Source organism: Halalkalibaculum sp. DA3122, assembly GCF_043951865.1.
GTDB lineage: Bacteria > Bacteroidota > Rhodothermia > Balneolales > Balneolaceae > JAMQKA01.
Map to the genome: position 1 here is coordinate 41,298 of NZ_JBINJF010000003.1, position 12,858 is coordinate 54,155.

The window sequence follows — 12,858 nt, forward strand, 5'->3', positions numbered from 1 at the left end:
GATACCCGCTTAGATAAATTGAAGAATTTATTATGAGATTTTTTACCCGCATGGACATTCGCTTTCGTTCCCCTTTGGGAGGAGGCTCTTTGACTATGAACCTTCTGCGGGGTGTGCTCCTGCTAGCAGCCACCATACTCTATTTACCGATAAATTCAAATGCCCAGGACGATGCATTCGATATTGATTTCAGTGGTTACGTGAAAGAACTGGGGCAACTTTCCATCAGCAACGACTTTTCCATGCTCCGTTACGATAACATTCTGCACCACCGGCTGGAAAGTGACTGGACGCTGCACGATCAACTGGAATTTCGTGCCGACCTGCGCACCCGGCTGCTGCACGGATATTCCATCGAACATACGCCCGGCCTGAAACAATTTTATGAGCAGGATCCCAATTATTTTGATCTCTCCCGGGTTTGGCACTCTGGTGATCACTCGCTTCTGCACTCCCAGATCGACCGGCTGCATGCGAGCTACATCAACGGCCCGTTTGAGCTGCACGTGGGGCGCCAGCGACTGAACTGGGGACGCACCTACGTGTGGAATCCCAACGACCTGTTCAACGCCTATTCCTATCTCAATTTTGATTACGAGGAACGGCCGGGCGTGGATGCCATAAGTGCGCAGTACAGCTGGAGCTACGCCTCAGGTGTGGAGGCCGGCTACCGAATCGGCGACACATTTGACGAATCCGTGATCGGGGGCATGGTGCGCACCAGCCTGGCCAGCTATGATGTACAGTTTGTGGCCGGCCACTACCTGGAGTACGCGGTACTGGGAGCCGGATGGGCTGGCTACCTGCGGGATTCGGGCTTCAAGGGGGAACTCACCTATTTCCACCCGGAGGATCGTTTTTTTGGGGATACGGGCCATTTTACCGCTACCGCCGGCATCGATTACATGCTGGACAACGGCGTCTATCTGCAGGGAGAGCTCCTGTACAACGGCGGGTACCGGCGTCAAGGGGCAGCCCTGCAGGAACTCACGCGTCCCCCCAGCGCAGACAACCTGTTCATTGCCCGCAGCGCTTTCTTCCTGAACGGCTCCTACCAGCTTCATCCCCTGGTGAGTGGCAACCTCGGATTTATGGGCAGCTTCGACCGATCGATATTTATCCTCATTCCCCAGATCTCCGTATCTCTCGCTGAAAACTTCGACTTCCTGGTCTTGTCGCAACTTCTCAAGGGATCGGTGCTTGACGGGTTAACCGAAACTCCAAATCTGCTCTTTTTTCGCCTCAAATGGTCGTACTGAAAGATGTGAGATGTGAGACGAGAGGGGTTGTTCGGAAAAACAACTAATAACTAATTCCTAACAGCAAATAACTAGAACCCTTACGGGGTTTGTTCACACAAAAAGGTACAATTCTATCATCGGCAAGGAGCAATTGTGACCTTTTGAGGAGGGAAACCCTATGTAGATTCTACATTCATAATTCCCAACCCGGTGATTTTTCAATGCTCTTTCATATGGTTATCCTGACCTCACATTACATTAGAACCGGAATCGAGATGTCAGGGTTTGCGTGCCAGCGCATAGATACCGGTGCCCCACTCGTTTTCCCGAGCCAGATCCAGCCGCATAAGGATGAGCGCGATCGGCAGAACCGGCAGGTAATAGAGCGCAAGCAGCGGCAAGGCCAGCAGGCTTATCTTGTTAAGCAGAATCATCGGATATTTGATAATCAGCATCCATGCGAAGTGGCCGGGAGGCCCATAGGTGTAGCTGACATCCACCGGCTCCAGTCCTGCTCGTTTAATTTTGGCGACGATATCCTCTTTTGAATAGCCTGCACGGGCGTGTTCTCCCACAAAGGTATCTTCTTCACCGGCGTCACTCTCCGAGTAGTGGGAAGGAGAATGCATCAGAAAATAGCCGCCGGACTGTAGGGCTTTTGCCAGGTTTCGAATTGCTTTTTCATCCTCCTCGATATGCTCGAGTACATCAATACAGATCGTAAAATCAAATTCATCCCGGTAGCTGATCTCCAGCAGATCCTGCTTTTTAAATTGAATTTTTTGCCGGGCGATATCCTCCCCGAAGTAGTTGCGGCAATCCGCCAGGTAGTCTTCCTTAACATCAATGCCCTCTACCCGGATATTACTGAACTCCTTTAACAGGAACCGATCGTACTGGCCAAACCCGGTGCCGGCATCCAGCATGCGCCATTCCGACTGCTCGTCCAGCGGCCGGGCACGCCTTCTGATGACACGACGAATATACCAGCTTCGCAGAAAGAAAAGGTCCAGCAACTTGTAGAAAAGGGTACGAAGAATCGGGAAACGGCGGATAACAGCCGCAAAGCGATCTTTAACCGGGTCATAGGCGATCTTGCTCATAGATATAAAATGAGGTGCTGTTAAATCTTGTCTTTGATATTGGGTTTTTTGGGCTCACCCTTGTTTCGGTTTATCAGTTCGCCCAGGAAGCCAATGGAAAAGAACTGCGCTCCCAACACCATCAGCATCACTCCCAAAAGCAACATCGGTCGACCCGACAGGTGCGTCCCGAAGAACAGCTTCATCACTGCCAGGTACGCATTGATAAGCCCGCCTACCACCAGGAAGAAAAAGCCGAGCGTACCAAAAAAATGCATCGGACGCTGCAGGTAGCTGTTGATGAACACCAGCGTCAACAGGTCCAGGAACCCGTGCATGAAGCGGGAGATCCCGAATTTGGTCTCGCCGTACTTGCGCGGATGATGCTGCACGACCTTCTCCCCAATGCGGTTATACCCTTCCCACCTGGCAAGAAGCGGGATGTACCGGTGTAGTTCGCCATAGAGGTAGATATTTTCGATCACTTCGCGCTTGTAGGCTTTCAGTCCACAGTTAAAATCGTGCAGATCGATGCCCGTTACCCACGAGGTGACTTTATTAAAAAATTTGGACGGGATGGTCTTGGAAAGGGGATCGTGGCGCTCCTTCTTCCATCCACTGACCAGGTCATACCCCCCGGCAAGCATCTCGATCATGGCGGAGATCTCTGCGGGATCGTCCTGCAGGTCGGCGTCCATCGTTACGATATAGCGCCCCTCCGCACGCTCAAATCCACTTTGCAGGGCTGAACTTTTGCCGTAGTTCCGCTGAAACCGGATGCCGTGGGTTTGTTCGTGTTGAGCACTCAACCGTTGAATCTCCTGCCAGGAACCGTCGGAGGAGCCATCATCCACAAAAATAATTTCGTGTCGGTAGGTACCGCTAAGTTCTGTTGTAATCCGCTCGTGCAGCTCGGCCAGCGATTCGTCCTCGTTGTAGACCGGAACAACTACGCTAATTTCGAGCTTTGTGTTGTTGGAATCTTGTTCAGCCAAAATGCTTGAATATTAGCCTGTAAAAAGTTAGATATAACCTAGTTATTAATTTACAAGCGGTAAAGATACATTTTTGGGTCCTATGAAAAAACTATATTACTCCATCGGGGAAGTCAGTGAAATAACATCGGTGGATCAGCATGTGCTGCGCTATTGGGAGACGGTATTCAACGACCTGAGTCCCCAGAAGAACAAAGCGGGCAACAGGATCTACAAAGAGGATGATATCGACCTGGTAATCAAGATCAAAGAGCTGGTCCAGGAAAAAAAATACAGCACGGAAGGGGCGCAGCAGGTGCTGGAGCAGGAGAAAAACGGGAACCAGGAGGAGGTGGAACTGCCCGTTGAAGTGAAGCGGGACCTCAAGGAGATACGCCTGTTTCTGAAGAAAATTCTCAAGGACCTGTAGCGGGCGATTGATGAAATGCTGTTTTTCGATCGTTAGCACACGCCTGTTTCGTGCGAGCTCTCACCCGTTCACCAATTCCTAATTCCAAATTCTTACGCCACTATCATGGAGATCGATTTATCACAGGTTACGACAGGACCGTTCACCCTGTACACCATAGAAACCGGCCGCTTTCGGCTTGACGGGGGGGCCATGTTCGGCGTGGTTCCCAAAACTCTTTGGGCCCGACAGGTCGAGGCAGATGACAAAAACCGCATCCCCATGGCGATGCGAAGTCTCCTGGTTCACTCCGAACAGACCGGAAAGCTCTATTTGATCGACAACGGCATCGGCACCAAGTTTGATGAAAAATATGAGGCGATCTACCAGGTAGACCACCAGCACAGCAATCTGTTGGGCTCCCTCTCCCACCACGGGTTTGCCCCCCGTGACATTACCGATATTATCTTCACGCACCTCCACTTCGACCATTGCGGGGGAACAACCTTCTATGATGAGCAGGGAGTCCTGCAGCACACCTTCCCCCGTGCGCGGTATTACGTTACAACGTCACACTGGGAGACCGCCAGGCATCCCAATGCCCGGGAAAAGGCCTCTTTTTTTGACGACAATATCAAGCCGATTCAGGAGTCGGGGCGCCTGACACTGGTTGAGGACGGGCACATCTACGAGGAAGGACTTTCCTCGCTGGTCGTCAACGGCCACACGCTGGGCCAACAGCTGCCGGTCATTAAGGCGAACCAGCAGACCGTTGTCTTTGCAGCGGACCTCCTGCCGACGGCCTCGCACGTTCCGCTCCCGTGGATTATGGGATACGACATGCGCCCGCTTCGCACCCTCGAAGAGAAGGAGGATATCCTTAACAGGGCCGCAACAGAAGGGTGGTTCTTCTTTATGGAGCATGACAGCCGCAATGAAGTGATTCAGGTTGATAAAAAGAATGAAAAGTTTACTGCCCGCACCGGGCTCACTCTGGATGACCTGGCAGACTGAATAACGTTGTGGCTTTGAAGTGCTCAACAGTATGAAAAAGACCAGAGTCATGTCAACCATAACCATTCGGGGTTACGGGATACTGTATCACAGATGACACTGATACTGCAGATTAACCACAGAATAGTTGATTCAACAGTACCATAAAATGATCTAACCTGCTCGGTGGTATCCGCGTTCTGCCGGTAGCGGCCGAACTCCAGGGCATGACACTACACCAGAGCCACGTGCACCAAACAAAATATCGGTACCAGAAGATGCCCCAATTTCCAGAAGTTGTCCATCCCCAGACTTTTCCTTTTTTCCAATGCCGTCGCAAATAGAAAGAAATGAATAGCAGGGATCTCTCGTTGTTACATTAATGGAGGAGTTTTGCCGGACGATTGTTTGCCCGATACGGGGTATGTACGTTTGTTCAACATCCCAGCTACGGGGTGTCGGTCGGCGACTTCAACCAAAAACGGGCACTGAGCATCTTCAAAATCGTGGTTTTGCAAAGCTCTCTCCCTATACGCAGATAAATAGTTGTTTTTTATGCAAACAGATGATAACCTTTTGGACTGTGACAAAATGAAGGGGCATAATACAGGCTGATATGAAGGAACCAATTGACCAGAAAGCAGACCGGCTTGTTCGGCGCATTGAGCGACGATATCACCGCTTGCGCCGGCAGGGAATCGCAGGACGGCTTCTGCTGCCGTTGTCCATCTTTTTCGCGGGCATCGCACTCTTTACCTGGGTGGAGCAGCAGCTCTATTTTTCGTCCACCATCAAGATGGCCGTCGGCGGTGGATTGCTTGCAACCGGCGGCGCGATCCTCTGGTGGCAACTAAAAAAAGCCTCATCCCCTTCCCTATATGAGTTTTATGCCAGGTTGTCCGACGACATTGATACCCCTGCGCTCAAACATGCGCTCGACCTTTCACTGAAGAGCCGCGACCGCCACCTGAAGCTGTACCGTTCCGCTCTCAAAAAGAACCTGGAATCGATCTCCTGGAATGAAATTCACGACAGGGTTGACCGGAAGTTAAAACAGCTGCCCACAACCCGCTTTTTTCACCGGGCGGCCGGGGCAGTGACATTTTCGCTGCTGCTGCTGATTCTTTCTGCATTTGTCAATACCGAGGCCTTTCTCCGCACGGCACGGTTCTGGAATGATTTTCAGAAACCCAATCCCTATACTTTTACCGTAACGCCCGGAGATACAACCATAGAGCAGGGAGGCACCTTTCAGCCCGCCGTCACCTTTGAGGGCCCCGTCCCCGAGGAGCTACTGCTCGGTATCAAAACCGATGTCGAGAACAAGTTTCGGTACCGTCCCCTGCAGGAAACAGCGGAAGGCACTTACACCGCTGAATCGATCCGGCTGAATGCCGACGCCTCCTATTTTGTAAAAATGGCCGAGTTCAGCAGCGGCCAGTATGAGGTGGATGTACAGCTCCGCCCCCGATTTGAGTCGCTCTCCGTCGAAATTTTTCCACCCAGTTATACGAAACTGGATTCAACGACCTATACCTATCCCTTCTCGCAGGTTAAAGCCTACCAGGGTTCCGAAATTAGGATACGGGGCATAGCCAACAAGCCGCTCCGGAAGCTCCAAATGATCGCCTCGGTTAGTGAGGATACGCTGCAGCCCGACCAGTCCGTTGCTGAATCATACCTGTTCCGGCGGTCGGTCAGCTCCACTGATACGCTTCAGTTTACCATGAGCGACTCTTCCGGGCTGAGCAACAACAACGACTTTGCTTTTGCTGTTGAGGCGGTCCGGGATGAGCCTCCATTCGTAGAGCTGGCTGAACCGGCTGAAAATGTGCAGATGAGTGCTCCCGCCCCGCTGGATATCATATACCGCATCAGCGATGATTTCGGGATATCTTCCACCACCCTGCACTACGAGATTCAGCGTGCATTTACCCAGCAGCCGGAAACCGGTTCCATGGGGCTGGATACCGCACCTATGAACAGCGATCTTGCCTATGAGTGGGATGTCCCGGAGCTGAACCCCAAACCGCGCGATGTCATTACGTTCTGGATAGAGGTGACCGACAACGACAACTATAACGGGTCTAAAAGCTCGCGATCCCGCAAGCTTACCATCACTCTTCCCTCCCTCGTTGAAAATATCGAGGATATCGACCGGCAGGAGTCCGATGTACAGCAGAACCTGGAGGATGTATCCCGGTCGTTCGAGGAAATGCAGGAAGAATACCAGCGCTTCAAACAGAACCTGAAACAAAATCCCGAAACCAACTATGAGCAAAAACAGATGCTCCAGGAGGTTCAGGACAAGCAGGAAGAGATCGACAAAAAGGTTGAAGAGCTGAACAGGAAGTTCGAGGAGATTCGCAACGAGATCAACAAAAATGATCTTGTATCTGAGGAGACCCGCCGGGCATACCAGGAGCTGCAGAACCTGATGGAGGAGATTGACGATCCCGAACTCCGGAAGGCGCTGGAGGAGCTGCAGCAGTCGCTGGGCCAGATGGACCAGCAGGAGTTGCGGAAGGCGCTGGAAAATTACGAATTCAACGAGGAGGTATACAAGGAGCGTATCAACCGGACGATTGAGCTTTTCAAGACCCTGAAGATGAACAGCGACCTTGAAAAGATGGCAAAAGCACTCGAAAACCTGGCACAAAAGGAGGAGGAAGTTGCCAACAGCGAATCCTCCCCTTCCGAAAAAGCGGACCAGCAGGAAGCGATTCAGGATGACACGGAGAACATTTCGGAACAGATAGAGAATCTGGATCAAAATGCGCCCGAAAAATCGCAACAACGGATCAACGAGTTGCAGCAGCAGAGCCGGCAGGAGCTTGACGACCTTAAAAAGCAGCTGCAGGAAAATATTGACCAGCTCAGGGAGCAAAGCCGGCAAAATGACCAGCAAAATCAACAAAAACAGCAGCAGGAACAGCGCCGGCAACAGCAGCAGATCCAACAGCAGTTTCAGCAGCTCTCTCAAAAAATGAGAGAGGCCAAGCAGCAACTCAACCAGCAGCGGATGCAGGTCAATATGGAAGCGCTCCAAAATATATTGTACAACCTCGTGAACCTTTCCGAGGAACAGGAAACCCTTACCCAGAACACCGAACGCCTTGCCAACCGCAGCCAGGCGTTTGTCGAAAAGGCCCGCACCCAGCAGAATATAAGCCAGCAATTTACTCAAGTATCTGATTCATTGTTTGCCGTTTCTGCACAGATTCCGGGATTCTCGAACCAGATCATCACCAAAAAGAAAGAGGTGCAACAGAGCTTGCAGCGATCGGTGGAACAGCTTTCGGAACGAAACAAGTCGCAGTCTACCTACGCCGAGCGACAGGCATTTGGCGGTATTAATGAGCTCTCCTCAATGGTCGCCTCCCTGATGGACCAGCTGCAAAACCAGCAGCAGAACGGTATGGGCGGGGGAATGAGTATGCAACAGTTCATGCAGCAGCTGCAGAATATGTCCGGCAGCCAGCAACAGCTGAACCAGCAGATCCAGAACCTGATTAACGACATCCAGGGCGACCGCCTCACGCGCGACCAGATCGACCGGCTTAACCAGCTTGCGAAGCAGCAGAATCGCATCCGCAAGCAACTGCAGGAACTGCAGCAAAGTGGGGAACTGGAGGCCGGTGACAAAATGCTCAGCGAACTGCAGCGGATGGCCGATGAAATGGAAAACACGATCAATGACCTCCGCGGTGGACAGGCAGACAGTGAACTGGTCAAACGGCAGGAGAATATCCTGTCCCGCATGCTCAACGCCGAAAAGGCGATGCAGGAGCGAGGCAAAAAGGATGAACGCGAAGGGACAGAGGCTGAAGACCCGCCGCGATCGGTGCCACCGGACATGACCCTGGAGGAGCTTCAAAAGAAAATGCGCAACCTGCTGAACGATCCCAGCCAGACCCGATTTTCAGAAGATTACCAACGTCTGATAGAGCAGTATTTCGAGCTCCTGAAACAGCTCGAGGATGAGGGTGTTTCGAGTTGATATTATCTCCCGCTGTTCTTCCTTTTCCGGATATCCCTCAGCCCAGGTTTCTCACGAGCATTCTGGGGATCCTTTAATAATGGCATGATTGCTCTTTTTCCCGGAAAAGCGATGTTCTTTTTTACATAAACAAAAACGAACCCAAAGATTACCGGTCATTGCATTGGTTAAAGGTTGCAGGTTAAAAGTTGAAGGTTGTAGGTTTTAGGTCTGTCAGCCTGTAACCTGCAACTTTTAACCTGCAACCTTTCAACCTGTAACTTTTAACTAACCCCGCCTCTGCTTCGCTTTACAACACATGCTTAATCCACCAGCACAATCTGTATATCCATCAGGTTGTTGCCGGTGGGACCAGTTTTGAGGAGTGTTCCCATCGCTTCATGAAAATGGTAGGCGTCATTATTTTTCAGGTGCTCATATGGGTCTATCCCTTTCTCCTGAGCCTCTGCAACCGTTGATCCCGTCACGACAGCACCAGCCGCATCCGTGGGACCGTCAATACCGTCGGTTCCGGCACTCAGCCATGTAATATTTTCATAACCCGCAATCTCCAGGGCGCCTCTCAGGGCCAGTTCCTGGTTGCGTCCTCCTTTCCCATCACCTGTTACCTCGACGGTGCTCTCCCCATAAAAGATAAAGGCGACCGGCAGCGGGGCTGGCACCTGCTGCTCCTTTACCGAAATAACCTTGTCAGCGATATCGCGGGCCACTTTAGCCACATCTTTGTTATAGGCCTGTGGTGCCACCCAGCAGTCATATCCCGCCTCCTCCATCAGTTCACACGCCTTTTGTGCCAGTTTCTGTGCCGAACCCACGATAATGGAGATATGGTTGTCCACCGGATCTTCTCCCGGCTTTACTGTTTCAGGAACAATGCCCTCTATCCCCTCCTCAATATGTTTTCGGGCCGCCCCGGGCAGCTTCTCCCAGAGCTTGTACTCCAGCAGAATATGGTACGCATCCTGGAAAGTAGAGGTATCCGGTGTTGTAGGGCCGCTCCCGATCACCTGCATATCATCATTGGGGACATCAGAAATTACGAGATCCAGCAGTGTAACAGCGGGATCTACATGGCGCAGAAGTTGTCCCCCTTTTACCCGGGAGATATGCTTTCGGACCGTATTTATTTCGTGGATGTTGGCTCCACAGTTGTTCAGCTGTTCATATATCTGGTTCAGTTCGTCGACCGTAATATCGCCCGCGGGCTGACAAACCAGCGACGAGGTTCCCCCGGAAATAGCGTACAGCAACAAGCTGTTTTCCGGTACACGCTCCATGAATGAAGTAATCTTCTCTGCGGCACTGATACTGGTGGAGTCCGGCACCGGGTGAGCAGCCTGGTGAAATTGAATGCTCTCCTTTTCTTCAGCCGGATCGTAGGGGCTTACGGCCAGCGCCCCGGCCACCCGGTCGCCAATTTCCTCGCAGAGGGTGCGAACCATCTCCCATGCCGCCTTTCCGCTGCCCACCACGTAAATTCCGTCGAATCCGTCCAGCTCTATTTCAACTTCTCCGGATCGGATCTTGTTTTCCCCGACAATCTGTCTCAAAACAGTTGATGGTTTTTGCGCGTCAAGCGATCGGCGAAAAATTTGTTCGGCCAGTGTATTCATTTCCTGTCATTCCAGTTTTACAGTTCAGTTAAGAGAATAATTATAGCTGTTCTGGGAATTGATTTCTAACCTGAATTACTGTCAATAGCGCTTTGCAAAACCGTTGTTCACCCAACTTCTTCATCTTCGCGCATTCGAAATTCTTAATTCTTGTAGATGGAGAAAAACTCGTATCCCATTTTCCCGACCTCCACCAAACTCCCCCATGCCAGCCCCATAATCCTCCTACATCCACTCGTGTGCTTATCGATCACTTTCCATTTATAGTAGATAGTTCGCAGCCGATTTCTCAACCTGTTTGTGTATCCCCGCTCGTACCGGCGGTACAAATAAACCGGCTTGTCAATAATTTCAACCGTATTCGCCTCCCGCAGCAGACGGATGGCGTAGTCTTTATCCTGCGCGCGTAAAAGATTTTCATCATAGAATCCCACCCTCTCCATCAATGCCTTTGACACCAGCATGCTGTTTTGATGAAACGGCGATTTGATGTTAAAAAGCAGTTCCTTAATCAGCCTTTCCCTGTTCTTATTGGGTGTAAGAGATCGATAACCGAGTATCCTGTGGCCGTCAAAGGTTGAGAAACCTCCAAGAACCAGTTCGGCCCCGGTTTCTGTGGCCCGCTCGTAACGCGTCCGCAAGCTGTGAACCGGCAGCTTGTCGTCGGCGTCCAGTATGGTGATAAAATCTCCGCGCGCCCTGGAAAGGACCCGGTTAATTGCCACACTTTTGCCCTGGTGCCTGATTTTGAGATAGTGAAACTTTGACCTGCGGTCATTGTCCAGGCGCGCCCTGATCTGTCTAATCGTGGAAAAGGTGTTATCGGTAGAGCCGTCATCTGCGATCATCAGCTCAACGTCGCTGAAACTGTTGGCAAGGACACTTTCTACCGCTTCAGCCAGCAGCGCGGCCATATTGTAGGTGGGAATAATGACAGTTATCCGTGCGATATCGGGCCGTTTTCTTATGCATGGTTACCTATCAGATAAGAAACGACCGGGTTTATTGCAAGAGGGCTTTGGAAACCTGTTATCCTCGTTCTGTGGGAGTTGTAAGCCTATTTAAAGGTCAACAAAGTCGGTGGTACAACCACCTCCAACAAAATAGCAGGTTCTGGAAAGGTCTCTTTAAATGAGTCCCAAGTCATTCGCCGGGCGACAACACCATTCATTTGACGAGTAATTCAAAGATATCTGCCAGAATATTGTGACAGAGGGCCGGTACTTACGCATTTGCAACCTTGTCGTAATCGTATTCCCGCTCCTGCTTCCTGCGATTCTTGTCGCGGCCGATATCAATTTCTTTGGGATCCACCTCAAAGAGTTCATCACCCTGCACATTGACTTTTTTCCCTATCGTCTTCTCCGTAATACCGTATTTCCGCTCAATGACATTGATATACCGGGCCGACGGCATCTGGATACCGACAAGCTTGAGCAGCTTTCGCTTGAATCCCTTGGTTGGGAACAGCGTGACAGCCATCAGCAGTATACCCGCAAAAATTATATTCACATCGTTACCCGCCATGAACATCGCCGCCCCGATAATCGCAATATTCAGTCCATAGATAATAAGCGAAGAGGTCATGTGAGAAAATCCCGCGTCGATCAGCTGGTGATGCACGTGCAACCGGTCGGCGGAAAAGGGAGAACGACCTTTGATGAGACGAATCATGAATACACGGAGCGTATCATAGAGCGGAACGATCAATACCGCCAGTATTAGTACGGGAACTTCATTTTTAAACGGTACTGCAACCTCCGCCGTAATGCCGAAATCGACAAAACGCACCGCCAGGAATGCCAGCAGGTAACCTACGATCTGGGATCCTGTATCGCCCATAAAAATTGATGCCGGCTCCATATTGTACCACAAAAACCCGAGTAGTGAACCCATCAGCGTAAATGCCAGAACAGCTTCCGGATAGAGACCGACCGACCAAAACCAGGCCCCGAAAAACAGCGACACAATCGCCCCCACGCCGCCCGCCAGTCCATCAATACCATCGATGAGATTATAAGCATTGACCACCACCACCATTGTAAAAAATGTCAGCAGCACACCGGCCCATAACGGGATCACCTCCTGACCGAATACCCCACCCAAATTGGTGATCGCGAGACCTCCTCCCAGGATTGGGGCAGTAATAGCCAGAACCTGGAGCCCCAATTTCTTTAAAGGTGCAATGACCATGATGTCATCCTTTATCCCGGAAAAAAACAGGAGAATAAGACCGGCCAGGACAAAAGGAACCCATTGAGCCGTTGCGTATCCACTTAGCAGAAAGGCAACAGACACCCCGCTGAAAATGGCAATTCCGCCAAGATTGGGAGTTTTGTCGGTATGGAGTTTACGTGCTTCTTCGGGATCGTCAAAAAGATGCTTGGTATGCGATACATCAATAATAACCGGAATGACCAGGTAAGTTATGACAAACGCACCTATACACGTCCCCAGCGGTAATGCACTCTGAATTAATATTTCAAACATAACTGTATTTATTTACGCCTGTATAGCCAACTAGTGCACTCCTGCACGCTCAATTT

Annotated in this window: 9 protein-coding genes; 4 read left to right on the forward strand and 5 right to left on the reverse strand. The window is 51.0% G+C overall.

Annotated elements, in window-relative coordinates; translation table 11 throughout:
• The first annotated feature begins 32 nt into the window (after nt 1-32).
• Nucleotides 33-1,259 (forward strand): hypothetical protein, encoded by a 1,227-nt coding sequence (locus ACG2F4_RS03055; protein WP_395258265.1) that lies wholly within the window; start codon nt 33-35, stop codon nt 1,257-1,259.
• A gap of 260 nt (nt 1,260-1,519) precedes the next feature.
• Here ACG2F4_RS03055 and ACG2F4_RS03060 read toward each other — a convergent pair whose 3' ends face one another.
• Entirely contained in the window at nt 1,520-2,344 is an 825-nt protein-coding gene (locus tag ACG2F4_RS03060; RefSeq protein WP_395258266.1) for a class I SAM-dependent methyltransferase, read from the reverse strand.
• A gap of 20 nt (nt 2,345-2,364) precedes the next feature.
• Nucleotides 2,365-3,318 carry a glycosyltransferase family 2 protein gene (locus ACG2F4_RS03065; RefSeq protein WP_395258268.1) on the reverse strand — a complete coding sequence of 318 codons (954 nt, stop codon included), beginning with the start codon at nt 3,316-3,318 and terminating at the stop codon, nt 2,365-2,367.
• An 82-nt stretch (nt 3,319-3,400) separates the two neighbouring features.
• Between ACG2F4_RS03065 and ACG2F4_RS03070 the strand changes: the two genes are divergently transcribed.
• The 3 genes from ACG2F4_RS03070 (at nt 3,401) to ACG2F4_RS03080 (ending at nt 8,699) form a co-directional block, all read left to right on the forward strand.
• Nucleotides 3,401-3,727, forward strand: coding sequence for a MerR family transcriptional regulator (locus ACG2F4_RS03070; protein WP_395258270.1), 327 nt, complete (start codon nt 3,401-3,403; stop codon nt 3,725-3,727).
• A gap of 105 nt (nt 3,728-3,832) precedes the next feature.
• Complete coding sequence (locus tag ACG2F4_RS03075) at nt 3,833-4,720, forward strand: MBL fold metallo-hydrolase (protein ID WP_395258272.1); 888 nt, start codon at nt 3,833-3,835, stop codon at nt 4,718-4,720.
• A 595-nt stretch (nt 4,721-5,315) separates the two neighbouring features.
• Nucleotides 5,316-8,699 carry a DUF4175 family protein gene (locus tag ACG2F4_RS03080; RefSeq protein WP_395258273.1) on the forward strand — a complete coding sequence of 1,128 codons (3,384 nt, stop codon included), beginning with the start codon at nt 5,316-5,318 and terminating at the stop codon, nt 8,697-8,699.
• Nucleotides 8,700-9,001: 302 nt separating this feature from the next.
• On the opposite strand, the gene ACG2F4_RS03085 is transcribed toward ACG2F4_RS03080, so the two are convergent.
• The 3 genes from ACG2F4_RS03085 to ACG2F4_RS03095 all read right to left on the reverse strand — a co-directional run bounded on the left by ACG2F4_RS03085 (nt 9,002) and on the right by ACG2F4_RS03095 (nt 12,802).
• Nucleotides 9,002-10,312: a glycerate kinase gene (locus tag ACG2F4_RS03085; RefSeq protein WP_395258275.1), complete on the reverse strand. Its 1,311-nt coding sequence runs from the start codon at nt 10,310-10,312 to the stop codon at nt 9,002-9,004.
• Nucleotides 10,313-10,455: 143 nt separating this feature from the next.
• A complete protein-coding gene (locus ACG2F4_RS03090; protein ID WP_395258600.1) occupies nt 10,456-11,280 on the reverse strand; it encodes a glycosyltransferase family 2 protein in 825 nt (274 codons plus the stop codon).
• Nucleotides 11,281-11,536: 256 nt separating this feature from the next.
• Nucleotides 11,537-12,802, reverse strand: coding sequence for a glycosyltransferase family 4 protein (locus tag ACG2F4_RS03095; protein WP_395258277.1), 1,266 nt, complete (start codon nt 12,800-12,802; stop codon nt 11,537-11,539).
• Nucleotides 12,803-12,858 lie beyond the last annotated feature (56 nt).